The organism is Flavobacterium sp., assembly GCF_036759525.1.
Classification (GTDB): Bacteria; Bacteroidota; Bacteroidia; order Flavobacteriales; family Flavobacteriaceae; genus Flavobacterium.
Window position 1 is genome coordinate 78,438 of sequence record NZ_DAIOUN010000008.1, and the last position, 24,385, is coordinate 102,822.

Genomic DNA, 24,385 nt, shown 5'->3' on the forward strand with positions numbered 1-24,385 from the left:
AATTTATTTGAATTCTTGTTTCGTTATTCTTTGTTTAACGCTCTTTAACAGCCCTTAACTTTTCTTTAAAATAATTGTACTTTTGTATCATCTAAATTTACGATATGAACGTACCCTTTTTTAAATATCAAGGAACCGGAAATGATTTCATTTTGATTGATAATCGTTCTCTTTTCTTTCCCAAAAATGATACCAAACTCATTGAAAGACTGTGTGACCGACGTTTTGGGATAGGTGCCGACGGACTGATTTTATTGGAAAGTGACAAAATTTCAGATTTTAAAATGGTGTATTACAATTCAGACGGTCGTGAGAGTACGCTATGTGGCAATGGAGGACGATGCATCGTGGCATTTGCCAACCGGCTGGGTGTAATAGGCAATCAAACTACTTTTCTGGCTGTAGATGGGATTCATTATGCTGAGGTTGTATCCGAAGGACAGATTTCGTTGCAAATGCATGATGTTACGGAATTGACTTTTGGTTCGGATTATGTTTTTTTGAATACCGGTTCGCCTCATCATATATGTTTGGTAGATTCGGTAGCCGATGTTCCTGTAAAAGAGTTGGGAAGAGAAATTCGATACAGTGCCTTGTATGGAGCAGCGGGGAGCAATGTTAATTTTGTAGAACCTATAAGTGATACTGAATTTGCTGTTCGTACCTACGAGCGTGGGGTAGAGGATGAAACTTTGTCTTGTGGTACAGGCGTTACTGCTGCTGCGATAGCTTTGAATGCTTTGGGTAAAACCCATTCCCATACCGTTACGGTTCATGTACCCGGAGGCACACTTGAGGTTTCCTATGAACCCAAAGAAAATCAGTATACCCGGGTTTTTTTGAAGGGTCCAGCCACTTTTGTTTTTGAAGGCGTTGTGAATATAAAGACGGATTGATATGGAAACCTTACAAGGAACCCAAATTTATTTGAGAGCTTTAGAGCCGGAAGATTTGGATTTTGTTTACCGTTTGGAAAATGATGAGCAGGTTTGGGAGATTAGTCATACTCAAACGCCATACAGTCGTTTTTTGATACGTCAGTATTTGGAACAGGCTCATCAGGACATTTATGAAGCCAAGCAGTTGCGATTGGCAATCTGTAAAAATGACAGTTTTGAGGCTATAGGGTTGATAGATTTGTTTGATTTTGACCCTAAGAATCACAGAGCTGGTGTTGGGATATTGATTCAACATTCCGAGCAACGGTCTAAAGGCTATGGAACAGAAGCTTTGGGGTTGTTAATCCGTTATGCCCGTGAACGACTTTCGTTGCATCAGTTGTATGCGAATATTGCTTGGGATAATACCGCTAGTATTTCCCTTTTTACTACTTTTGGTTTTCAATTGGTGGGCCTTAAAAAGGATTGGAATTATCAACATGGCGTTTATAGTGACGAAGCTTTGTATCAGTGCCTCTTAAAATCTTAATTTATTACACATGTCTTTGAAGAAAATCGTTCTTTATTTTTCCTTACTCCTTTTGGTGGTGGTTGCCTATTTTGGTTTTAAGATTTACCAAATAGTTTTTGTGCCTAATACTTCTTTTACCGAAGAGAAAGTGATGGTTTATGTTTCTACGAATTCAACTTTTGAGGAAGTTAAAACTTTGCTTACTCCGTATGTTAAGGATATGGATAAGTTTGAAACCTATGCTGTTCGAAGGGGGTATGCTGCTGCAGTTAAAGCGGGTAAGTTTGAACTTACTCGAGGTATGAATACTCATGCTTTGGTTTCGGCTATGCGTCGTAGTGTTCCGGTGCGAGTAACGTTTAACAATCAGGAGCGTTTGGAAAATTTAGCGGGACGAATCAGCAATCAATTGGAAGCCGACAGTTTGTCTTTGTTGGAAGCTTTTCAAAATGAGCGTTTTTTAACCGAAAACGGTTTTACAAAGGAAACCGTGTTTACCTTGCTTTTACCTAATACCTTTGAGTTTTATTGGGACACATCGGCAGAGAAGTTCCGCAATCAAATGCTACGAGCTTATTATCAATTTTGGACAGAAGAGCGGCAAGCCAAGGCCACCGCTTTGGGCTTAACTCCAACAGAGGTAACTATTTTGGCTTCTATAGTTCACAAAGAGACTTCAAAAGTAGATGAACGAGCCAAAGTAGCCCGAGTTTATTTGAATCGATTGCAAATTGGAATGCCGTTACAAGCCGATCCTACTGTTATTTATGCTTACAAATTGGTTTCGGGCGACTTTAATCAAGTGATTAAACGGGTTTATTACAAACATTTAGAAGTAGATTCTCCCTATAATACCTATCAAAATACCGGTTTACCACCCGGCCCTATATTCATGCCCGATGTGAATGCTATAGATGCGGTTTTAAATCCGGAGGATCATGATTTTCTTTATTTTTGTGCTAGTGTTGAGCGATTTGGCTATCATGAGTTTGCTACCACATTGGAGCAACATCAGGTAAATGCCCGTAAATATGCTCAATGGTTAAACTCCCAAACCGTTAAACCCTAATTGAAAGTTGTAGTCTTATTCCGTTTATTATTCTGGGTTGGTTTTTCCTCAACTGTATTTTCCCAATCCCGTTTGGATTCTTTTTTGCGTCCGGCAGACAGTTTGAATACCTCTCGTAGGTTGGGTGTAGTAGTTTCTGAAGCTACATTGAGTACGGCGGCTTTGGTTGGTTTGCATGAATTATGGTATTCAGATTATGAAAAATCGGCATTTCAGTTTAAAGACGATAACAACGATTGGTTCCAAGTGGACAAAGCGGGTCATATGTATTCGGCCTATCATTTGGGTCGATTTAGTGCCGAGCTTTTTTCTTGGGCGGGAATTTCAAAACGCGATCAGATGTGGTATGGAGCCACCTATGGTTTTGCTTTTTTGACTGCAGTTGAAGTTTTTGACGGGCATTCGGAGGCTTGGGGTTTTTCTTGGGGTGATGTTGCGGCAAATGCTACAGGGACTCTGCTTTATGTATCTCAGGAATTACTTTGGGATGAACAACGTGTTGTACCCAAGTTTTCGTTTCATAGTACACGGTATGCAGCCCAACGACCTGAATTGTTGGGAGAAGGTTTTGGGGAACGACTTATAAAAGATTACAATGGTCAAACGTATTGGTTGTCGGTAAATTTGCATTCTTTTGCCAAGGAATCCCGTATCCCGAAATGGTTAAACGTTGCTTTGGGTTATGGAGCAACGGGAATGCTTTCGGCAACAGCACAATCGAATTCTCCAATTTTGGAACATGTACCGGTTCGAACGCGACAATTTTATCTGAGTTTGGACATCGATTTGACACGTATAGAAACACAATCTGCATTTTTGAGGACTTTATTTTCGGTATTCAATACCCTTAAGATTCCCGCTCCCGCCTTTGAAATTAATGGATTGGGACAAACGAAGTGGCATGCGATTTACTTTTAAAAAAAGATTAACTACTTGATATTCAAATTTCTAAAAAAAGTTGTATATTTGCACCGGTGAAATTCAAGATGGTGACAGCACTTGAGAAATCAAATTACATGTCAAAAAAATGGTATTTTTATTCTAGTATTGCATTTATAGTTATTCTTTTTGGTTCGGGTTTTAAGCCCTACAATTTTGAAAATTTAAATTGGTTGTCACAAACTGAATCGGAGGAAGTATTTCATTTTACAGTTCCCACTGCATCAGAATTAGAATATCGTAATGTCATTTTTCCGCAAACCGGTAAGACCTATGCCGGTTTTAAACAAGCTTTAGCCTTTAAAGAGTCGCAAGGCAAATATCATTTAGTCAATTCTTTCGGTTATATGGGGAAATACCAATTTGGTATGGGCACTTTGCGTACTATAGGTGTACGTGACAGTCTTTATTTTTTACAATCCCCCTCCTTACAAGAACGAGCTTTTAATGCTTTGGCTGCTATAAACAAGTGGGAGTTGCGAAAAGAAATTGAGCAGTATGAGGGTAAAGTAATACAGGGTGTTACCATAACCGAGTCGGGCTTATTGGCAGCAGCTCATTTGGGTGGTGCCGGATCGGTTAAAAAGTTTTTACGAAGTAACGGAAAGCGAAGTATCAAAGATGGATTTGGTACCTCTATTAAAAGTTACATCCACAAATTTGGCGGATATGATACTTCTCATATTGTAGCCAATAAAAATGCCAGAGTTAAGTAATTCAGAAGTAGAATTTAATAATAGAAAACCGATTTGTACAATCGGTTTTTTTTATGGATTCTATTTTCTATAACTTTCTTATGTTTTATATCATTTACAAGGCATTAAACTTTTTAGATTAAGTTCTGTCTAAATTAGAAAAGAAATCCCAATGAAGTCTCCAATTTTTACTTTTTTTTTGATTGCATTATGTTCTTGTACAACTAATGAAAAGGAATTGCCTAAGGTTGAACCGGATTTGGTTACAATTCAACTGATTAGTGAATCGAATCAAGTTTATCTGGGTAGAAGTTCAACTCTTTTAGTTTTGGCCCTAACAGATAGAAATGTTTCAACGCGTAATGTTACCATCAGAATAACGCAAAGTGATATTAGTCCAAAAGGAGCTTTGATTTTGAGTAGTGGGGGATTTGGAAACTCTTTTTATGGAATAGGTTTTCAGACCAACACGACCCTAGATTTTGCTTTATCAAATGGTTTACAGGTTTTTGAAATAAAATGGGAAGGTCCATATGGCTGGGGTACTGCAAATGAAGGTATAGGATATACTTTGGCATTGAGAGGTTATACAGAAATTGTAAAGTGGCTCAAGATTAATAGAGTACAAAACACAGACAAGATTATTTGTCATGGTGGAAGTGGTGGCTCTATGCAAATAGCTTATGGATTAACAAATTTTGATTTGGATGAATTTATCGATTATGGAATATTAGTAGCTGGACCACCAAGTAGTGATTTAGAAAGAGCTATATTTGGTGAGCAAGAAGATATTGCTTTATGGCCGGATGGTATTGGCGGATTTGGAATAACGGATTACATAATGGGGTGGCGAAACAACGGTAATTACTGTACAAATAGAGCTGTCAATCCACCAAGTTTTGTATTGGATAGACTTCGTGATGAATCTTTAGTACAAGATAAACCGGAAAATAAATACAATTATAGTTTAATGCATTTGTATTTTGTGAATACGGATGACATTACCCATGCAGATCAACAAGGACTTCTGTATTTCAATAGTATCACATCGGCAAAAAGTTGGATTTATTTACCTAATGAAACTTCACATGACGTTGCCGGAATAGAAGCCGGAGCACTAGCGATACGATCCTTATTACATCAAATACTAAATTAATTTCTATAATTGAAGAATTTGTAAATGAGTTCTAGTAGGGTTTGGGAAGTGCTATTTATGGGTTAAAAGTAATAAGAAGATGTGGATTTTAAGTTTACTTATTACAATATGATTGTATTTTAGGTATTTTTGGTTTTAGATTTAAAAAATATATTAGCCTTATTAAATTATTGTTATGTTTGAACTTCAACAAATTTTGGATGCTCACAGCAAAGTGAAATCCGGAGCTGATTTTCCAAATTATATTAAAGAAATTAAAGCATTAGGGGTTACGCATTATGAATTATATGTGAGTGATGGGCATGTAGATTATCATAACGGCAAAGATTTTAAGGTAACCGTTTCTTCTAAATATGATTTACTTACTATTGCTGAAAATCCTGATTTAGCTTTTTTTAAAACCGAGTTACGTGCCCACCAAGAAGGTAAAACAGATTATCCTACATTTGTTTCGATGTGTGCAAATGCCGGTGTTGAAAAATGGATGATTGATATAAAACAAATGACTTGTTCTTATTATGATTCTAAAGGAAATTTGCTTTTAACGGAGTTTATACCCGAATAGAAAAGAGCAGATTCTTATTAGGTGTTACCTAAAAGGTATGGCAATTTTATACTACCTTAGTACTGTAACTTTATCCGTATTAAAAATCAGAGTTTACAGTCATCACGATTTCTGAATGATAAAAATAGTGGGTCGGTTGTGTAAATCTACTTTTGTTTTTTTCCAATCGTTTACCGGAAGTGTTTTGATATATTCGGTAGGAAGGGTAATATCGGTTGCAATACAAAGTCGAGTTGCAGGGTGTAAAGTTTGAAGTATATCTTCTATCAATTTGGTATTGCGATATGGGGTTTCAATAAAAATTTGGGCTTGATTTTTTTCGAATGATTGCCGTTCTAGATTTTTTAACAGAGCTTTTTTTTCTCCTTTATCAATGGGTAAGTATCCGTTAAAAGCAAAATTTTGTCCGTTCATTCCCGATCCCATCAAAGCCAGCAGGATAGAGGAGGGGCCTACCAAAGGCACGACTTGTATCCCTTTTTCATGAGCCAATTTTACGATAACAGCCCCTGGGTCGGCCACACCGGGGCAACCGGCTTCACTCATTAAGCCAACATTTCTTCCTTCTAGGCAAGGTTGAAGCATGGCTTGGTGTTCTGAAACTTCGGTGTGTTTGTTTAAAACATGGATTCTAAGGCTTGCTTGTACTTTTTCAGGGTTTACTGATTTGATAAATCGACGAGCTGTTTTTTCATTTTCTACTATATAATCTGTGATGAAATCAATGGCTCTCTTTACGGTTTGAGGCAATACTTCATCGGGAGCCACTTCACCTAGTGTTGTGGGAATTAAATATAATTTTCCAAAAAATGTAATGGGTTTCATATCGATTTAATTTTATACCGAACCCCTTTCAAAAACGGACAGGTTTATTTTAAAATAGTATTTTCTCAGATGGCGTACTCATTTCAAAACAGGTTGGGATCATTAAAATGCTTTATTTCTTTTCTAACAGTCTATTTGCAATAGATTCACAAGCTTCATCTAACATTTCGAATACTTGTTCAAAATTGCTTAAAAGTCCGTAATACGGGTCGGGTACATCTACATTTTCACCGGGAAAGAGTTCGTCGAGAATGAGTTTTACTTTTTTCTTGTCTTCTTCACTACGGGCCATAGCTGTTACCTCTTCATAATTGCTGGAATCCATAACATAAATATGATCGTAGGTATCAAAAAAGGAAGGTTTAAAAAGTTGACCTCTTTGGTTTGAGATGTCAATTCCGTTTTTTTCGGCTGTAAGTATAGAACGTTTGTCGGGAGGATTTCCCACATGCCAATGTCCGGTACCGGCTGAATCAACCCAAAATTTATCTTTGGGAAGTTTTGAGGCCAAAATACCTTCTGCCAACGGGGATCGGCAAATATTTCCCAAGCAAACCATTAGAATTTTTACAGTCATTTTGTGTATTAAAATAAGAGTTTCAGCATTCAAATGTACTAAGAATACTGAAACTTTTACTTTATAAAGATAACTTTTTATGAATATCTTCTACGAATTTTCTGAATTGTTTATCGGTAGTTACCAAATTGTCAACTGTCTTACAAGCGTGTAAAACAGTGGCGTGATCGCGGTCTCCAATTTGAGAGCCGATATTGGCCAATGAGGCTTTGGTAAATTTTTTGGCAAAGAACATGGCCAATTGACGAGCCTGAACCACGTGTCTTTTTCGGGTTTTAGATTGAAGGGTATCTACATCGAGTTGGAAGTAATCGGATACCACTTTTTGGATGTAGTCTATAGATATTTCGCGTTTGATGTTTTTTACAAACTTCTCTACGATACTTTTGGCCAATTCCAGAGTCACTTCTTTTTTATTAAAAGAAGATTGAGCAATAAGAGAAATTATAGCTCCTTCGAGTTCTCTCACATTGGTTTTGATATTTCGAGCCACATATTCAATAATTTCTTCCGGCATTTCTACGCCATCTCGGTAGAGGATATTTTTAAGAATGGAAATGCGGGTTTCGTAATCCGGCTGGTGTAATTCTGCCGAAAGTCCCCATTTGAATCGCGACAGCAAGCGTTGTTCAATATCTTGCATATCTACCGGAGCTTTATCGGAAGTTAGAATTACTTGTTTACCGTTTTGGTGTAAGTAATTGAATATATGGAAAAACACATCTTGAGTTCCGGATTTTCCAGAAAGAAATTGCACATCGTCAATGATTAAAACGTCAATCAATTGGTAGAAATGAATGAAATCGTTACGCGTATTTTTCTTAACCGAGTCTATATATTGTTGAGTAAAGACTTCGGCAGAAATGTACAATACTGTTTTGTCCGGGTATTTGTCTTTAATTTCTACTCCAATGGCATGTGCCAAGTGGGTTTTTCCCAATCCTACGCCACCAAAAATCAAAAGCGGGTTAAAGGAGGTTCCTCCGGGTTTGTTTGCTACAGCCATACCTGCCGATCGGGCTAATCGGTTGGAATCACCTTCCAGGAAATTGTCAAAACTGTAGTTGGCGTTGAGTTGCGACTCTATTTTCAAATTTCGGATACCCGGAATTACAAAGGGGTTTTTGAGTTCGGGGCTTAAATTTTTCAGGGGAGCGTCAACGTCTTGTGGTTTTACAGGACTTCTATGGGCACTGGGCAATTGTTCGGTAAATGGTTGTTTATTGCCGTAAGTGTTTTCCATTTTAATTTTATACAGTAACTTTGCATTTTTTCCAAGTTCTTTGGTTAGGGCTACTTTAAGTAGTTTTACGTAATGTTCCTCTAGCCACTCGTAGAAAAATTTACTGGGTACTTGAATGTATAAAGCATTGTCTGTGAGTTCCACTGACTTAATCGGCTCGAACCAAGTTTTGTAGGCTTGCTCCTGAATGTTGTCTTTTATAAATGACAGACAGTTCTCCCATACCGATTCCGCAGTTTTGCTCATATATTCTATAAATTTTGTTGTTTATTAAAGGTTCTCTTACAAAGGAAATAGGGCATTTCCTTACCAACATTTGGGATAACAAATATGTGAACAAAAAACCTTAAAAAAAAATAAAATGCTATTGATTTTATAAAAAAAATGTTGTAAAGGTGTTTCGATTCAAATTCGTTTAATAAAGAAAAATAATACAAAAATAATGAAAGTTCATCAAAGTCAAATTCGAGTGCGTTATTCCGAAACCGATCAAATGGGAGTAGTTTATCATGGTAATTATTTGCCGTATTTTGAGATAGGTAGAGTGGAATGGCTTAGAAATCAAGGGATTTCGTATAAAAGTATGGAAGAAAACGGAATTGCATTACCTATAGTAAATATTGTAATATCCTATAAAAAGCCGGCTCGCTACGATGATTTGTTGACTATTACTACTTCTTTTAAAAGTCAGACTTCGGTGAAGATTGAATTTGAATGTAAGATTGAAAACGAAATGGGTGAGTTATTAACAACTGCCGATTTTATTTTGGTATTTGTAGATATGAAAACGGGTAAACCTACGGTTCCTCCACAAGAGATTAAGGAATTGATTGCCAAGATGGATTAATCTTATTTATTATCTATTTTTTTAAGAGTAATTTCATGTAAATTTTCGAAAAGTTCAATCGTGTTTTGTGCGTGTTTTTTTCGGACTGAAATATAAATCTGACAGGTTTCGTTCATTTCCTGATGGCGAATGGTCAGATTTTTTTCTTTAATCAACCGCATTACTTTATTCATATTTTGGTATCCAAATTGAATAACAAAATCTATCATACGGAATTTTTCTTCTATTTGAGCTTCGTGAAGTGTGAGTTGTGCAGTAGTTTTGTAGGCCGATACGAGTCCGCCAACTCCCAATTTTACACCGCCAAAGTACCGAACTACGATAACCAGCACATTGGTTAGTCCAAAAGATTGGATTTGTCCAAAGATTGGCATGCCTGCACTGTTATTTGGTTCGCCATCGTCATTGGCTCTGGTTTTCATTTTTTCTATTCCTATTTGGTAGGCATAACACCAGTGGCGGGCAGAATAATGCAATTTTTTTACTTCTTCCAGTTTTTCTTTGATTTGTTCTTCTGTTTCAACAGGAAATGCAAATCCAATGAATTTACTGTTTTTTTCTTTGAATAAAATTTCAGTAACCGGATTGCTTATTGTTTTGTATGTGTCTTGAATTTCACTCATTTTAAAAGGTAATCAAAAAGAGAGCAACTACTGCCAAACCGATACCTAAGGCATTTCTTGGTGTAATTCTTTCTTTGAAAAATACAATTCCGGTTAGCGTAGTTACCAGGACTATAGCAATATTGTGCAGAGTAAAGAGCGTGGCACTTTCAAAAACTTGACTTTCCAGCATTTTGATTAAATAAAACAGTGAAAAGTAATTGGGTATCCCTAGGATGATACCGGCCAAAATACTTTTTCCGTATATTTTTTCTTTGTGGATTACCACTTTACTCAAAACGAGTAGGCTTCCCACTCCAAAAGCCATTAAAAAAGTGTGAGCTGAAAAGAGTGGTATTTCGCTACTTTCCATGTGAAAATGTTGCAGAATTTTTAGGCTAGTATCAATAGCACCGGCTCCAAAGAAAACCAAAATAGGGTAGAGTAAGTTTGTTTTTTCGGTTATTTTACCTTTTTCTTTTTTGGAGGTGAAATATACGGCAACCAAAGCCAAAAGGATTCCCCCTATTTTTAAGATTCCTAAATTTTCTTTGAATAGCAGGATTCCAAATGCAATTGGAATAATTACCGACATTTTGGAAGCTACCGAGGCGACTGACAATCCGTTTCTTTGTGAAGTTAAAGCGGTAACATAAAACACGCTAATGAATAAAAACCCTAAAAGGAAACTGCCAGTAAACCACGATTTTTGAATGATTTGGTTGTAATTTGAAGGGAAATCGGCTAAGAAAAACCCCAAAGTAAAAGCGGTTAAGTAGTTCACTACTAATGCTTGTAAGGTGTTGACTTTGAACTTTGTAAATAATTTCAGGATTACAAAAAGTACGGAGTTGAACAGTACACTTAAAATAATAAATATCACAGGGTTAATCTTAGTTTAGAGCTTAATTCGATAACATCTTCTTTTCCTACTTGTAGATTCCACACTTCCAAGCCTAGGGCTTTGGCAGCGTTGGTGTTCTCTTCTTTATCGTCTATAAATAGGGTTCGTTTGGGAGATAAATCGTGTTTTTGAATCAAATAGGCGAAAATTTCCGGATTCGGTTTTCGTTTTCCCAATTCGAAAGAAAAGTACACTTTTTCAAAACCATTGTAAAAATCCCTACTGAATGTCAGGCCTACTTGATGTTCAAATTTATCGATGTGAATTTTATCGGTATTGGAAAGTAAAAACAAACGGTATTTGCCTTTGAGACTTTGTAAAAACTCCAATCGATATAACGGGAAATCACCTAAAATGCTATTCCAAGCCGTGCGTATTTCTTCTAGTGAGGCGTGTGGGATTTGCGTTTGAATACCTTCTAAAAATTCCAATTCGCTTATTTTACCAATTTCAAAAGCGGCATTAAGTTTTTGTAATTTTGAGTTCCACTCTGATAAGCCCAAGTTTCGAAAAGACGCGTCTATGGCGTTTTTGTTGAGGTTGATAAAAATATCTCCAAAATCGAAAATCAAAGTATTAATCATAATTGCGAATTATTTGAAGTTCATCGGATTCGAGCTTAGTTTTTGACAGGTAAATTCCGGATACTTTGGGAGCTGTAATTCCGTTTCCAAAAGTTTGTGAGCCCGTAATGATTCGAGCTTCATCCCAGAGTCCTTTTGCAATAAAGGTATTCAAGGTTTGTGCACCCCCTTCTACAATTACAGATTGAATTCCCTTTTGATAAAGTACATTGCAAATAGATTCTGCCAGGTTTTCATCAAAGGGTATTTTTTCGTAATTAAGGTTTTCGTATTCTCTTGTTGAATCCTTTTCAGTTACAATCAGCGTAGGAATTTGCTTGTCTAAAAGGTGTGCCTGAGCCGGAATTTTATGGGTTCGGTCTAAAGCAACCCGTAAAGGATTGTTTCCCCACCATTCTCTACTATTCAGTTGGGGGTTATCGTCTAATACCGTTTGGGTTCCTACCAAAATGGCTTGTTCTTCGGTTCTCCATTTGTGAACCCTTTGTTTGGAATAGCTGTTGGAAATCCAAAACGGTTGGTTTTCTGTTCTTTGTTCATTCATAGGGGCTAAAAACCCGTCCTGACTTTGAGCCCACTTTAATAGGATATAAGGTCTTTTCTTTTGATGGAACGTAAAGAAGCGTTTGTTTAATTCGTTGCATTCTTTTTGTAAAATACCCAGTGTTACCTCTATACCAGCTTTTTGCAATTTTTCAATGCCTTTTCCGGCCACTTGTAGGTTGGGGTCAACGGTTCCTATTACCACTTTTGGGATTTGTTTTTCAATAATTAAATTGCTGCAAGGAGGCGTTTTTCCAAAATGACTGCAGGGTTCCAAACTAACATATAGGGTGGCTTTTGCTAAAAGGGATTTGTTTTTTACGGCATTTATGGCTACCACTTCGGCATGCGGACCGCCCGCTTTTTGATGCCAGCCTTCTCCAATAATTTTACCTTCGTATACCAAAACACTACCCACTAAAGGGTTGGGGTAGGTAGTTCCCAAACCGTTTTGTGCCAGTTGCACACAGCGTTGCATGTATGTTTCATGTGGTATCACATGACAAATTTAAGCATTTTGGCACATAAAGCGGAAATTGTTTTTTACTTTTACCCACCTAATTCAAATCTTTACCTAATGATTCTTATTAGAGCTATTGAAGCCCAAGATAATAAAGCTATTGCTGCCTTAATCCGAACCGTTTTGTTGGAACACGATGTGCCTAAAGTAGGAACGGCTTATGCAGATGTCTCATTGGATTGTATGTATGAAACCTACCGATTACCACGAAGTACCTACTTTGTAGTGGAGCGAGAGGGTCAATTGTTAGGGGGTGCCGGAATTGCTCCTTTGGCAGGGGCTGATGAAGCTTATTGTGAGTTGCAAAAAATGTATTTTTTGCCAGAAGCCCGAGGATTAGGAATAGGTTTTGACCTCATGGAAAAATCTTTGGCCTTTGCGGTTGAGCAAAGGTACCGTTATTGTTATTTGGAAACTATGCCTTATATGTTGGCGGCACAAAAGTTGTATCAAAAAGTTGGATTTACCTATTTGGATTCGCCTATGGGTTGTACGGGGCATACCTCTTGTCCGGTTTGGATGTTAAAACAATTGGATTGAGTTATGACTTTCAGAGATCTTCAATTTCAATTTCAAAACGCGTTGGCTACCGGCTATGATACGGCAGAAATAGACTCCTTTTTTTACCTCAGTTTGGAGCATTTACATGCTTTAAAACGCTTGGATTTGGCCTTAGAACCCCAACTTTTGGTTCCTGATGAAGCCCTGGAGAAATGGTTTTCTATATTGGAGCAATTGAAAGCACAAAAACCCATTCAATATATACTAGGAGAAGCTTCATTTTGCGATTTGATTTTCAAAGTAACCGAAAACACTTTGATTCCCAGACCCGAAACTGAGGAATTGGTTTTTTGGATAACAGAAGCTTTGCAATCTTCCGGTTTTCAAAACCCGAAAATATTAGATATAGGTACCGGAACCGGATGTATTCCCATTGCGTTACAGAAAAAGTTGCCTTTTGCAGAGGTTTTTGCATTAGACGTTTCGGCTGCAGCTTTGGAGGTAGCTCGGGAGAATGCTCAAAAAAATCAAGCAGCGGTTACTTTTTTTCAACACGATATTTTGGAGGTTGACCGTTTGGATTCTACCTATGATGTACTTGTGTCGAATCCGCCTTATGTTCGGGAAATGGAGCAAGTAGAAATTAAGCCTAATGTTTTGAATTACGAACCCCATTTGGCTCTTTTTGTTCCGGATAGCGATCCGCTTTTGTTTTATCGTAAAATAGCTGCTTTAGCTGGGCAACACTTGAGTTTAAATGGACTGCTTTTTTTTGAAATCAATCAGTATTTGGGTGAAGCTACAGTAGCTTTATTGCATGAAATGGGTTTTTCATCGGTTGTATTGCGAAAAGACATTTATGGTAATGACCGTATGATTCTTGCCAAGCGGTAGTTGTAGAAACTATTCGTAACGCAAAGCTTCAACCGGATCCAGTTTGGATGCTTTGATAGCCGGATACAAGCCGGATACTAGAGCCACTACAAAACTGGTAATTACTGCCGCAAGTATAGCCATCCAGGGAATGGTAAAATTAAAATCGAGAACTGCAGCAAAAATAGACCCAATGGTAATGCCGAGAATAATTCCCACCGCTCCGCCAAGTTGCCCGATTACAATAGTTTCGGTAAAAAATTGAAAGGCAATAGTGCTTTTTTTGGCTCCTAGAGCTTTGCGAATTCCAATTTCTCGGGTTCTTTCGGTTACAGAAACCAACATGATATTCATTAAGGCAATAGATGAACCAAAAATGGTAATAATTCCAATGAGCCAAGCTGAAAAAGTGAGTACTCCGGTGATTGATAAAATTTGATTGATGAGTTCGTCACTGCGAATGATCCCGAAATTCTGATCTTCGGCCGGATTTTGTTTGCGTACTTTACGCATCACTACAATAGCTTGGTCTATAGCTGCATCCAGCAATTCCTTTTTTTCTACCATTACACTCAAATTGTAGTTGATGTTGGGCTGAGTAAATAGCGAACGTGCCAATTGAATTGGAATTAATACACGTAAATCCTGACTGTTTCCGAATGTAGAACCTTTTTCTTTTAAAATCCCAATCACTTTGAATTTGGCTCCTCTGATAGAGAGGGTTTTGCCTATAGGATTTACATCTTTGAGCAGGCCTTTTTGAAAATCGGAGCCAACTACGCAAACGTAGTTGTTGTTTTCGATATCAAAACCTGTAAAATTTCTACCTTGTCCCAATTCTAATGCTGAGTTAGGTATAAAATAATCATCTACCCCTAAAACCGTTATTTCGGGATCTGTTTTTTTGTTCTCATATTTCACTTCGGCTGCAGAAGTAGCGGTAAATGATAAGGAGGCATGTGTAAACGGATAGTTGTATTTTGAAATGAAATCAGTAGCTTGAGGGTAAGATATAATCGGATTGATTTTTTCGCGTTCCCCCCTTGGACCATTGCCTACCCGAACTTCGAGTTCGTATTGTCTAATAGTAAAGGTATTGGCTCCCATAGAAGCAAAGTTGGTTGATAGGGTATTTTCTAAAGCCGATACTACAGTAAGAATACTCACTAAAGCCGTAATACCAATAGCGATAATGACAATGGTTAATATTGTGCGTAGGAGTTGGGTTTTGATTGACCCTAAAGCGATTTTAATATTTTCTTTGACTAGACTTGCCATATCTTCATTTGACATCCAAAAGTATTTTTTGTTACAGCATGGCCTAAAAATTCTTTAAAAAGTAAGATATTTGCAGTGGCAAATGCCAAAGGTCAATGGCAATGGCAATGGCAAAAGTCAATGGCAAAGGTCAAAGGTCAATGTCAAAGGTCAATGGCAATGGCAAAAGTCAATAGCAAAGGTCAATAGCAATTGGATACTAATTTTCAAAAATTAAATTTAAAATAATAATGGCTCAAAAACCCAGTATTCCCAAAGGGACTAGAGATTTTTCACCTTCCGAAGTAGCCAAACGCGATTACATTCGTTCGGTTATGAAACGGCATTTTGAGGTATATGGATTTCAACCGATTGAAACCCCTTCTTTTGAAAATTCGGATACTTTAATGGGTAAATATGGCGAAGAGGGCGATCGTTTGATTTTTAAACTATTGAATTCGGGAGATTATTTGGATAAAGTTTCTTCAGACGAATTGCTTGCTCTTGATTATAAAAAACTGACCTCTAAAATCTCCGAAAAAGCCCTTCGTTACGATTTAACTGTTCCGTTTGCCCGTTACGTGGTACAACACCAAAACGAGATTGAGTTTCCATTTAAACGCTATCAAATTCAGCCGGTTTGGCGAGCAGACCGTCCTCAAAAAGGGCGATTTAGAGAGTTTTACCAGTGTGATGCCGATGTGGTAGGATCTACGTCGTTGTGGCAAGAAGTAGAATTGGTGCAATTATATGATGCCGTTTTCAGCGAGTTGGGTTTGGGTGGTGCTACCATTAAAATTAATAACCGCAAGATATTATCGGGTATTGCAGAGGTTATTGGTGCAAAGGATAAATTGATTGATTTTACGGTTGCTTTAGATAAGTTGGACAAAATTGGCGAAGACGGAGTGAAAAAAGAAATGTTGGAAAAAGGCATTTCTGAAGCCGCATTACAAAAAGTGCAACCGTTGTTTCAATTTACCGGAACGGTTTCAGAAAAAATTGAAAAATTAAATGACTTATTAGCTACCTCCGAAGAAGGAAAAAAAGGAGTAGAGGAGTTGCAATTTATATGTGAAACCATACAAAAATTAGGTTTACAAACTGCCATTATAGATTTGGATGTTACTTTAGCCCGAGGTTTAAATTACTACACCGGAGCTATTTTTGAAGTGGTAGCCCCGCAAGTTGCTATGGGATCTATTGGTGGCGGTGGTCGATATGATGATTTGACCGGTATTTTCGGATTGAAAAATATGAGTGGGGTAGGTATTTCGTTTGGTTTAGATCGTATTTATTTGGTTTTGGAAGAATTGGATTTATTCCCGGAAACGGTAACAGCTACAAGTAAAGCCCTTTTTATCAATTATGGTACAGCAGAAAGTTTGTATGCTATGGAGGCCATCACAAAATTACGCCGAAGTGGTATAAAAGTAGAGTTGTATCCGGATGCGGCCAAAATTGGAAAGCAATTTCAGCATGCCGATAAGCGTGGAATTCCTTTTGCTGTCATTGCCGGAACATCAGAGTTGGAACATCAGGTATATGGATTGAAGAATTTGCAAACCGGAGAACAGCATACTTTAGATTATGAAGGTTTGAAAAAGGCCTTGATTTAAAACCTGTAAAACTTTTACGAGAACCTCAGAGGCTTTGCTTTTGAGGTTTTTTTATTGCCGGTAGAAAATTAAAAAGCTCCTCAAACGTGGAGGAGCTTTTTAGGTGTCAAAAATCAATTATCTAAACCCTATTTGATAATGATCTTTTTGCTACTTGTTCCCAGGTTGGTTGTAACCCGAACAATGTAGGTGCCTGTACTCATTTGTTGAACCGGAATAGCAATGCTTTCCTCATATCCGTTTTCCGGAGTCCAAGTTGAAAGTAATTGGCCTAATATGGTATACAATTGTACGTTTTCAACGTTACAATCGCTGTTTTTATTTTGAATCGTTAAGGTGTTGGTTTGATTGGCAAATACCACTTGTAAAGCTTCTTGTACCGAAGGATTAGATAGTCCTAATGTTTGGTTGATGAATACCAATTCAAAACGGTCTTCTACAACTCCGGCAGCATCCATCATTACCGAAGCATGTCCGTTTCGTAGGTTGTGGTAGATTTCAGTTTGCTTATCGTATACATAAATTTTTTGATTTTCGTCTACGTTTTCGGTTCCGTCTAAAGTAAATTGGATTGTACCTGCAGCGTGTGTTTTTACACCCAAAGGATATCTTTTGTTGGGATTAAAATAGGAATCCCCTTGGATTACCAATTTTTGTTCCCCTAAAACAAAATACATATCATTTTGTTGGTTGTCAATATGAATTGCATCGTAGCCCGGATCGAAATTTTCGGTTGCCAAATTATCCATAAAACCAATTAAAAGCTGTCTGTGGAAGTTGTTGTAGGAGTTGAAACCTAAACGAACTTTCATAAATCTGTCGCTTTCCACTTCATCTTCGGTATTGTTGTAAAAATGGTTGGCCGAAGTAGTTGCATTGGCTGTTCTGAAAACGGTATTTGAGTTTGAATTTTCCTCTCTTATGAAAGTACGCATGTTGTTGTTGAATACAACTGTACCGCCGGTTTCGTTTCCTTTAATAAAGAATCCTTGACCTACCGGAATGTATCTACGGGCAATTTTACTACTAGATCCCAATCCACTCACCCCAGCCGGTGCTACCGGAGCGGTTCCGCCCACAAGGGTTCGTGCGGCATAGCCTCCTTGGTAGCCACTCAAATTGTGTGTATTATTTGTTGTAAAATGTTCCCAGAAATATAAGGTTCCCTCTATAACTCCTAAGTTTTCTGTGATAAAAAGATTTGCGTCCAGAGCAGAAGGGTAGGGATTACCCGAAAGGTTCATGTTGGTAGCCGCCACTTGAGTCGTAATGAGTCCGTTGTTGGGTTTACCCACAAAGGTGTAATTTTGGTTTGGGGTGGTAGCTCCACTTCCTTTTAACGTATATCCTTGTCCGGCTAATAGTAAGCCATTTTGTCCCACAGATGTCCAGTTGGCATAAGAACCACTTACATTTTGGAACTTGTATATCCAATTGCGGCTTAACGTAATTGGGCTTGTAGGCGAACCATTGTGTGAAGAAGTCCAAGTAATGTTTTGGGGTAAAGCTGTATTGGTTCCGTCTTTCATAACACCGGCTACGGTATATCCGTGATTTAGGGTCGTATTGTTGATACTACTCACCGGAGAAGACCAGTAATTGTAGTTGAAACGATTGCTTTGTCCTTGTTGGTCGCGATGTAATGACCCGCTACTGGTTGGATCCAAATCGCTGTTTAAGGTTTGAATGAGTTGCGATCTTCCTTCCAAATCTATTTTTCCGTCCAATTTGAGGTAATGCGTTACTTCAAATTTGGTATTGTTTTCAACTTTTAGTTCGTTGGCTTCTATGAAGGCAGCCAATACCACTTTGTTCCCATTGGAAACCACATTGTGATTGGTTTTGATAATGTTCCAAGCAATTGGAGTGCCGTTTACAATAGATAAACTGTAGGGAGCTTCCATTTGTATTCCGTTATTCCAAGTTGCTGCTTCATCCCAAGAACCGTTACCTTGCGTAGTGTAGGGTAGAGGAGCGGTTTGGTTGCCGATGGAAATTTTATCCGGAATAACCAAACTTCCGCGGTTGCTAAAGTTTGAATCGTCGTCTAAATGCGTTCCTATATAGGAGTTCATCGAATAGTAAGCTATTAAGCTAGACCATGGTAATCCGGACACATCGTTTTTGGTTACATTTTCCAGAAGTACTTTTCCACGGGTATTGTTGCTCGACGAAACTTCGATTTCTTGATTCATGATGAAACGAATTTGCGTTTGGTTTAAAGCCCGGTTCCACACACGAACTTCATCAATATCGCCTTTGAATCGGTTTTTGATATTGTTTTTATTGATGTATTCGGCACCAATGGTAAACATAGCCGAAACCGTTTCGGGAATACCGATAAGGTTTGCCGATTGATCAATAACCCCATCAATATAGATTCGGGTAAGACCGGTTCCGCCGGAATAGGTAACTGCAATATTGTGCCAAATACCATCCGGTAAAGCAGTATTGGATACCAATTGGAGTGTGTTACCGGCATTGGTCCATTCCATTCTAATTTTATTGTCGTTTTGGATTACCAAACGGTATCCAGCTGTTTCGGTTCTTTTGGCCAAAACGGTTCTTTCTTCATTGGCTGTATTGTTTCCGTTAGGTCTAACCCAAGCCATCAAAGTGAAGTTGGTTCCGATTTGGTTTACATCGTCAATTTTGATAAAGTCGTCATCTCCATCTAAGGTAACATGAAGCGGTTGTACTTGTCTGTGAGCTACTCCAAAAGAAATGAATTTGGTGCCATCAAAATCGTAGGAACAAACTTGGTTGGTCCCAGAGGTTGACATGAAAACCATTTCTACACCCGTTGTAAAGGTTGCATTGGTAGCTACAATCATTACATAAGCATCAGTTGGGCCTAAAGCCGGGAGTCCACTTGTAAATGCGGCTGTTGGAATGGCTACTTTTACCGTACCAACATCGCCACCTTTTTCTACCACTTTCCATTTGCGATTTACAATATCGGTAAAGGTAGTGATGGTAACCGGACCCAAATCAACTGCAATTTGGTTTCCGGAATTGTTCATGTTTTGACCGTTTGAGCCCCAAATTAAGTAGCTTTTATCACTAGCAAATGTGTTTGGGTTTGCTGTATTGGTTGTTGCAATATCCCCCAAACCGATAGTTAATACGGTATTAGGGTTTATACTTTTAGATTGTTTTTGGTTTAATCTGGAAATATCATCTCTCCCAATACCTGCGATATCAAAATTGAATCCTGCATTTTCGCTAATGTCCCAAATGAGGTTTCCGTCAGAATTGGTATAATTTCGGGCTATTCCATTGGTACCCAGAGTGATTCCGTATTTGATAGCTAAATAGCTTTGAATATTGCTTCGTTCTATATCTGTAGTGCGACGGCTTAAGGTGATAATTTCGGCCACTCTACCGTCTAAACTTCCGTCCCAACCTTTACTTCTTCCAATCCAATAGCGACTATCGGATACGTTTTCATAAGTTGCCGCATTTACCGTAGTGTTGCCTACATTGGCATCATTGTAAAATAAATCGGCCCCATTGTTTCCGCTGTTTTGACGAGCATTGATTATACCTACATTAGAATAAGTTGTTGTAGTGCTAACTTGAGCAATACCATAGCGGCTATTTACTCCCACACAGTAGGCTAAAACTTCATTATTAAAGCGAGACGAGTAATCTCCAATACCCAAACCAGTTACGTCTGTTTCGTTTACCGCTGGATTTCGATCTCCGCAAAAAATATCCATTGTTTTATTGGTATAATTTACAGGAACGTCAGGTATCATCACTACATACATTTCTTGAGTGTAAAAGCCACTGGTTCCTTTTAGGTATTCTCTATTGGTGGCGTTATCTGTATATACTTGAGATTGGCTGTTGAAATCGTTTGTAAAGTCAACCACTGCATTAAAGTTAATATTAAACTGTGGGTGGTTTCGGTATTTAGGAGCTCGCGTAGCAGTAGGTTTAACTGCATCGCTTCCTCTTCCCTGGGTATTCCAAACCGAAACGTTTGAGTTATCGTTTACCGATGTTGTTCCGTTTAGTAAATCGGAACGCAACCATAATTTTAAATCAGCTCTAACACCACCGGGACCGTTTGGTAAACCTAAGATAGCCGTTCCTGAAATTCTAAAATTATAGGGGTTTTCGTTTAAATCGTTGTTTGCAATAGTAATATCACAATTAAATGTTCCTGCTGTAAGGGACGAAAAGGTTACGGTAAAAGTAGTACTTCCTCCGGCAGGTATTGTTGTATTGGGTCCTTGTGAAACGGAGAATTGTATGGTATTTGAAAGTTGAACTACAGGTGATCCAGATAATACTAATGGACTGTTTCCGGTGTTGAATATGGTGTATGTACGAGATGATGTACTACCAGGTACACTTTCAATTTCTTCAAAAATTGTAAAGTCGGTTAGGGAGGGAGACGTATCACCATCAACAATTGAAATTCCGTTTCCTCTCAAATCTATTTCAGGAGTTGTTCCTGTACCAGAAAGAGCAAAATTGTATGGGTTCTCATCTTCATCAGAATTGATAAATGAAATAGATGCGGTACGTATACCTGTAGCCGTAGGATTAAAAGTTACGGTAAACGTTGTTGTACCTCCCGGTGCTATCGATGATGCTGGGGAGGTGGTAAGTGTAAAATTGGTTGCATGAGTACCTGTTATAGAGAATGCTCCAATTGTTAATGCCAAAGTACCGGTATTTTGAATTACATAGGTTCTAGAAATAGCTACACCTACATCGGTAGTACCTAGATCGGTAAAATTTGCCGTACTAGTGCTTGTAGCGTTATCCGGAATAGAATTTCCGTTTCCGGTAACATTAATTTCCGGAGCGTCGTATCTTATTATTATTTGGCCGTTTCCACCGTTTCCACCACTACGTGTTGAAGTAGATGTACGCATACCGCCACCACCCCCACCACCGGGTGCTTGGCCACCATTACCGGCACCTTGAGTAGTTCTACCATTCCCCCCAACACCGCCACCCGTTGGGGCTGTTGCTCCAGAACTAGATGTTGCATTATTTCCATTTGATGCCGTACCTGCAGATGATCCACCGCCTCCACTAAATGAATTGAGAGAACCATTGGCACCATTTCCACCGGAGTAAGTTACATCACCAATACAGGCTGTTCTGTCACCTCCTAGAGCTCCATTACTGTCGTTATCTAAAACACTATTTCCGCCTTTAGCCAAGATGGTAGTTTGATTCCAAAACCAAGAGTCACCTCCTTCTGCTGTTGTAGTTGATCCATTACCTACGGTAACTGTATAGGTATTTCCCGGAACCACTGTTATTATTTTTCGAGCATATGCTCCACCGCCACCACCACCGGATACCCCATTTGTAGTACGAGTACCTCCTTTTCCACCGCCACCCCAAGCTTCAACCGTTAACTGAGTTACTCCTTGTGGAACAGTAAAAGTACCGGTTGAAGTGAAAATTCTTTCAACAGATTGTGCCGATACATGCAAACTTATTAAGCAACTAATAAGAATAAAAATGAAGTTGTTTTTTATTGCAATTTGTTTCATACGATTTAACAAATTTTAGGTTTTGATTTTTTTTTTGACGATTCAAAACTAAAATAAAAATTGATTAATATCGATAAAAAGCATAAAAAATCGATGAAATGCATTAAAATAAAATAAATGTAAGTATATAATTACTAAAAAATACATACGCGTATGTATTTTTTAAACTTACAAGTAAAATGAAAAGATTGAAATTTTAAAAAATTGAAGCAAGAGCGTCAAAATGAAGCTTGAAGTCAATACCCATTTTTAATGGAATAGTATAAAATAAAAAAGGTGGAAGTTACTCCACCTTTTTTGCCCCAAATCTACCATAAACTTAACCTACTAATGCTATGGTGATTCAAAAGTAGAGGTGTTCTTTTTATCTCAAAAAAAAATCTGTTCAACGTACAGAATAATCGATAAAATGTATAAATGTTAAAATAGATTCTCTTTTTTGATAAATTAACCTAATCCGGGTTGTTTTTTATATGTTTAAAAATAATTTTTAAATATCTAATAATCAATTGTTTGTAAATTATATTCATTCGATTGTGCATTTTGTCGATAAAAAAAAACTATTCATCGAACAGTGTAATCATTTTTTTCTATTGTTTTTCACTTTACCGATTTTTCAATGTTTTACAACAATTTTTTTATTTTCTACTTAAACAGTGGTTGTAGGTTTGTTTCGAAATTATTCCCAAAGTAGTTTCTAAGTTTAACTTAACATAACCGTGTATTATGAACTTTACATTTTTATTAAAAAGTAAAAGAATATTAAAAAATTTATCTTTTTTTATTTATTTTATTTTTTTTGCCTCGATGGCACAGCCTACACTTGAATCAACTACTACTTCAGTAGGCAGTTCTTTTACTGCAACAATTGCAAGACCTTCAGGAACAGTTGCAGGTAATTTATTGATAGCAGGAGTTATGTTTGAATCCGGTTCCGGAGCTACAGTTACAGCTCCTTCGGGTTGGACCTTAATCAGACGAAGTAATCAAAGTAGTAATATAGGTATGGCTACCTATTATAAAGTTGCCACTGCAAGTGAACCTACATCTTACAATTGGTCTATTAATAAAAAATGGGCTATAGGAATGAGTCGAATTTCAGGAGCAACCGTATCCAATTTAACATCATCCGAAAGTTTAGGTTCATCTGCTTCCAGAAATGTGACAGCTCCATCCATAACCACCACAGGAGCTAACCGATTGATTTTGTGTTTTTACACTAATAAAAAGAACTCCACTTACACTCCAGCAACCGGAACTACAGAACGTTATGATGTTCCTAATAATTCAGATGGAATACCCTCTAATATGATGGCATCTTTTGTACAAACTCTAGTTGGTGCTACTGGTGACAGAACTGCTGTAGCTACTGATTTTGAAACTTGGGTTGGTCAACAAATAGCTATTGCACCTTCATGTGCTACAACTCAAATATCTACTCAGCCAGTATCTCAACTTAATTTTTGTGAAGGCATTGGTACACAATCTTTACGTGTTGAAGCTACGGGTACATCACTCACATATCAATGGCGAAAAGATGGTGTTAATTTATCCAATTCTAGCATGTATTCCGGTGTTAATTCATCTCAATTGATTATTACAAATCCAAGTTTGCAGGTTACCGGTTCCTATTCTGTTGCCATTTCAAATTCATGTGGTAGTGTTGTTCAATCTCAAAACTCAACTGTTACGGTTAATTCCAATATAACATTAACGGCTTCTGTAACGTATCAAGCTACATGTCCAACAGAACCTGTGGTATTTAGTGTTAATTCTATAAATGCGAGTTACCAACCCGTGTATACTTGGAAAAAAAATGGATTAACAGTTGGAACCAATTCGACTACCTATACAGCATCGAATGTTACTTTAAACGACGTGTTTTGGGTAGAAATAAGTGTTAGTGGAAACTGTTTGGTTTCACAAACTGTTACATCACTACCGGTTTCTGTTCTTTTTTCTTCGGATTGTCCATTAATTTGGACAGGTTCCAATTCTACTCTTTGGGATAATCCCAATAATTGGAATTTGAATCGCATTCCGGATAATCAAACTCAGGTTATTATTGGTTCAGCTCCCTTTCAACCTGAAATAACCACACATGCTCAGGCTTATTCTTTAACGGTTGATA

21 protein-coding genes are annotated in these 24,385 nt (G+C 37.7%); 12 read left to right on the forward strand and 9 right to left on the reverse strand.

The window, feature by feature from the left end; all coding sequences use genetic code 11:
• Window positions 1–104 precede the first annotated feature (104 nt).
• From dapF to V7M80_RS07685, 7 genes are all read left to right on the forward strand, one after another.
• The gene (gene dapF / locus V7M80_RS07655; protein ID WP_333695194.1) at window positions 105–896 is read left to right on the forward strand and encodes a diaminopimelate epimerase; all 792 of its coding nucleotides are present in this window, start codon (window positions 105–107) and stop codon (window positions 894–896) included.
• Window position 897: 1 nt separating this feature from the next.
• Window positions 898–1,428 carry a GNAT family N-acetyltransferase gene (locus V7M80_RS07660; protein ID WP_333695195.1) on the forward strand — a complete coding sequence of 177 codons (531 nt, stop codon included), beginning with the start codon at window positions 898–900 and terminating at the stop codon, window positions 1,426–1,428.
• A gap of 10 nt (window positions 1,429–1,438) precedes the next feature.
• On the forward strand, window positions 1,439–2,479 hold the full coding sequence (gene mltG, locus V7M80_RS07665) for an endolytic transglycosylase MltG (RefSeq protein WP_333695197.1): 1,041 nt from the start codon (window positions 1,439–1,441) through the stop codon (window positions 2,477–2,479).
• A complete protein-coding gene (locus V7M80_RS07670; RefSeq protein WP_333695199.1) occupies window positions 2,480–3,397 on the forward strand; it encodes a DUF2279 domain-containing protein in 918 nt (305 codons plus the stop codon). It abuts the gene before it with no gap.
• 98 nt (window positions 3,398–3,495) lie between these two features.
• Window positions 3,496–4,134: a peptidoglycan-binding protein LysM gene (locus tag V7M80_RS07675; RefSeq protein ID WP_333695201.1), complete on the forward strand. Its 639-nt coding sequence runs from the start codon at window positions 3,496–3,498 to the stop codon at window positions 4,132–4,134.
• A gap of 151 nt (window positions 4,135–4,285) precedes the next feature.
• Window positions 4,286–5,269, forward strand: coding sequence for a hypothetical protein (locus tag V7M80_RS07680; RefSeq protein WP_333695202.1), 984 nt, complete (start codon window positions 4,286–4,288; stop codon window positions 5,267–5,269).
• A gap of 175 nt (window positions 5,270–5,444) precedes the next feature.
• Window positions 5,445–5,834 (forward strand): DUF1398 domain-containing protein, encoded by a 390-nt coding sequence (locus tag V7M80_RS07685; protein WP_333695204.1) that lies wholly within the window; start codon window positions 5,445–5,447, stop codon window positions 5,832–5,834.
• A 102-nt stretch (window positions 5,835–5,936) separates the two neighbouring features.
• Here the strand turns inward: V7M80_RS07685 and V7M80_RS07690 are convergent, their stop codons facing one another.
• The 3 genes from V7M80_RS07690 to dnaA all read right to left on the reverse strand — a co-directional run bounded on the left by V7M80_RS07690 (window position 5,937) and on the right by dnaA (window position 8,725).
• Window positions 5,937–6,659, reverse strand: a complete 723-nt coding sequence (locus V7M80_RS07690; RefSeq protein ID WP_333695206.1) for an SAM-dependent methyltransferase — start codon at window positions 6,657–6,659, stop codon at window positions 5,937–5,939.
• Window positions 6,660–6,771: 112 nt separating this feature from the next.
• A complete protein-coding gene (locus V7M80_RS07695; protein WP_333695207.1) occupies window positions 6,772–7,236 on the reverse strand; it encodes a low molecular weight protein-tyrosine-phosphatase in 465 nt (154 codons plus the stop codon).
• A gap of 61 nt (window positions 7,237–7,297) precedes the next feature.
• Entirely contained in the window at window positions 7,298–8,725 is a 1,428-nt protein-coding gene (dnaA, locus tag V7M80_RS07700) for a chromosomal replication initiator protein DnaA (RefSeq protein WP_333695208.1), read from the reverse strand.
• Between the two features lie 196 nt (window positions 8,726–8,921).
• On the opposite strand from dnaA, the gene V7M80_RS07705 reads away from it, so the two are divergent.
• The gene (locus V7M80_RS07705) at window positions 8,922–9,326 is read left to right on the forward strand and encodes an acyl-CoA thioesterase (RefSeq protein WP_333695210.1); all 405 of its coding nucleotides are present in this window, start codon (window positions 8,922–8,924) and stop codon (window positions 9,324–9,326) included.
• A 2-nt stretch (window positions 9,327–9,328) separates the two neighbouring features.
• On the opposite strand, the gene V7M80_RS07710 is transcribed toward V7M80_RS07705, so the two are convergent.
• Genes V7M80_RS07710 through ribD form a run of 4 tightly spaced genes read right to left on the reverse strand, consistent with a single transcriptional unit; the run spans window position 9,329 to window position 12,458 of the window.
• Window positions 9,329–9,949, reverse strand: coding sequence for an IMPACT family protein (locus V7M80_RS07710; RefSeq protein WP_333695211.1), 621 nt, complete (start codon window positions 9,947–9,949; stop codon window positions 9,329–9,331).
• Between the two features lies 1 nt (window position 9,950).
• Window positions 9,951–10,811 (reverse strand): EamA family transporter, encoded by an 861-nt coding sequence (locus V7M80_RS07715; RefSeq protein WP_333695212.1) that lies wholly within the window; start codon window positions 10,809–10,811, stop codon window positions 9,951–9,953.
• On the reverse strand, window positions 10,808–11,416 hold the full coding sequence (locus V7M80_RS07720) for an HAD family hydrolase (RefSeq protein WP_333695214.1): 609 nt from the start codon (window positions 11,414–11,416) through the stop codon (window positions 10,808–10,810). Before V7M80_RS07720 ends, V7M80_RS07715 begins: the two co-directional genes overlap by 4 nt.
• Window positions 11,409–12,458, reverse strand: a complete 1,050-nt coding sequence (ribD, locus tag V7M80_RS07725; RefSeq protein WP_333695215.1) for a bifunctional diaminohydroxyphosphoribosylaminopyrimidine deaminase/5-amino-6-(5-phosphoribosylamino)uracil reductase RibD — start codon at window positions 12,456–12,458, stop codon at window positions 11,409–11,411. The genes V7M80_RS07720 and ribD overlap by 8 nt, the downstream gene beginning before the upstream one ends.
• A gap of 78 nt (window positions 12,459–12,536) precedes the next feature.
• On the opposite strand from ribD, the gene V7M80_RS07730 reads away from it, so the two are divergent.
• Both V7M80_RS07730 and prmC read left to right on the forward strand, forming a co-directional pair.
• Window positions 12,537–13,019, forward strand: coding sequence for a GNAT family N-acetyltransferase (locus V7M80_RS07730; RefSeq protein ID WP_333695217.1), 483 nt, complete (start codon window positions 12,537–12,539; stop codon window positions 13,017–13,019).
• A 3-nt stretch (window positions 13,020–13,022) separates the two neighbouring features.
• Window positions 13,023–13,874 carry a peptide chain release factor N(5)-glutamine methyltransferase gene (gene prmC / locus V7M80_RS07735; RefSeq protein ID WP_333695219.1) on the forward strand — a complete coding sequence of 284 codons (852 nt, stop codon included), beginning with the start codon at window positions 13,023–13,025 and terminating at the stop codon, window positions 13,872–13,874.
• Between the two features lie 9 nt (window positions 13,875–13,883).
• On the opposite strand, the gene V7M80_RS07740 is transcribed toward prmC, so the two are convergent.
• Window positions 13,884–15,131: an ABC transporter permease gene (locus V7M80_RS07740; protein WP_333695226.1), complete on the reverse strand. Its 1,248-nt coding sequence runs from the start codon at window positions 15,129–15,131 to the stop codon at window positions 13,884–13,886.
• Between the two features lie 230 nt (window positions 15,132–15,361).
• On the opposite strand from V7M80_RS07740, the gene hisS reads away from it, so the two are divergent.
• On the forward strand, window positions 15,362–16,729 hold the full coding sequence (gene hisS, locus V7M80_RS07745; protein WP_333695220.1) for a histidine--tRNA ligase: 1,368 nt from the start codon (window positions 15,362–15,364) through the stop codon (window positions 16,727–16,729).
• A gap of 128 nt (window positions 16,730–16,857) precedes the next feature.
• Here hisS and V7M80_RS07750 read toward each other — a convergent pair whose 3' ends face one another.
• Entirely contained in the window at window positions 16,858–22,254 is a 5,397-nt protein-coding gene (locus tag V7M80_RS07750; RefSeq protein WP_333695222.1) for a choice-of-anchor D domain-containing protein, read from the reverse strand.
• 807 nt (window positions 22,255–23,061) lie between these two features.
• Here V7M80_RS07750 and V7M80_RS07755 point away from each other — a divergent pair.
• Window positions 23,062–24,385 (forward strand): immunoglobulin domain-containing protein (locus V7M80_RS07755; protein WP_333695223.1); only part of this gene is annotated, 1,324 nt, incomplete at its 3' end.

Coding starts and splice junctions, on each gene's coding strand:
- dapF (WP_333695194.1), top strand. CDS start 105: ATGAACGTACCCTTTTTTAAATATCAAGGAACCGGAAATGATTTCATT.
- V7M80_RS07660 (WP_333695195.1), top strand. CDS start 898: ATGGAAACCTTACAAGGAACCCAAATTTATTTGAGAGCTTTAGAGCCG.
- mltG (WP_333695197.1), top strand. CDS start 1,439: ATGTCTTTGAAGAAAATCGTTCTTTATTTTTCCTTACTCCTTTTGGTG.
- V7M80_RS07675 (WP_333695201.1), top strand. CDS start 3,496: ATGTCAAAAAAATGGTATTTTTATTCTAGTATTGCATTTATAGTTATT.
- V7M80_RS07680 (WP_333695202.1), top strand. CDS start 4,286: ATGAAGTCTCCAATTTTTACTTTTTTTTTGATTGCATTATGTTCTTGT.
- V7M80_RS07685 (WP_333695204.1), top strand. CDS start 5,445: ATGTTTGAACTTCAACAAATTTTGGATGCTCACAGCAAAGTGAAATCC.
- V7M80_RS07690 (WP_333695206.1), bottom strand. CDS start 6,659: ATGAAACCCATTACATTTTTTGGAAAATTATATTTAATTCCCACAACA.
- V7M80_RS07695 (WP_333695207.1), bottom strand. CDS start 7,236: ATGACTGTAAAAATTCTAATGGTTTGCTTGGGAAATATTTGCCGATCC.
- dnaA (WP_333695208.1), bottom strand. CDS start 8,725: ATGAGCAAAACTGCGGAATCGGTATGGGAGAACTGTCTGTCATTTATA.
- V7M80_RS07705 (WP_333695210.1), top strand. CDS start 8,922: ATGAAAGTTCATCAAAGTCAAATTCGAGTGCGTTATTCCGAAACCGAT.
- V7M80_RS07710 (WP_333695211.1), bottom strand. CDS start 9,949: ATGAGTGAAATTCAAGACACATACAAAACAATAAGCAATCCGGTTACT.
- V7M80_RS07720 (WP_333695214.1), bottom strand. CDS start 11,416: ATGATTAATACTTTGATTTTCGATTTTGGAGATATTTTTATCAACCTC.
- V7M80_RS07730 (WP_333695217.1), top strand. CDS start 12,537: ATGATTCTTATTAGAGCTATTGAAGCCCAAGATAATAAAGCTATTGCT.
- prmC (WP_333695219.1), top strand. CDS start 13,023: ATGACTTTCAGAGATCTTCAATTTCAATTTCAAAACGCGTTGGCTACC.
- V7M80_RS07740 (WP_333695226.1), bottom strand. CDS start 15,131: ATGGCAAGTCTAGTCAAAGAAAATATTAAAATCGCTTTAGGGTCAATC.
- hisS (WP_333695220.1), top strand. CDS start 15,362: ATGGCTCAAAAACCCAGTATTCCCAAAGGGACTAGAGATTTTTCACCT.
- V7M80_RS07750 (WP_333695222.1), bottom strand. CDS start 22,254: ATGAAACAAATTGCAATAAAAAACAACTTCATTTTTATTCTTATTAGT.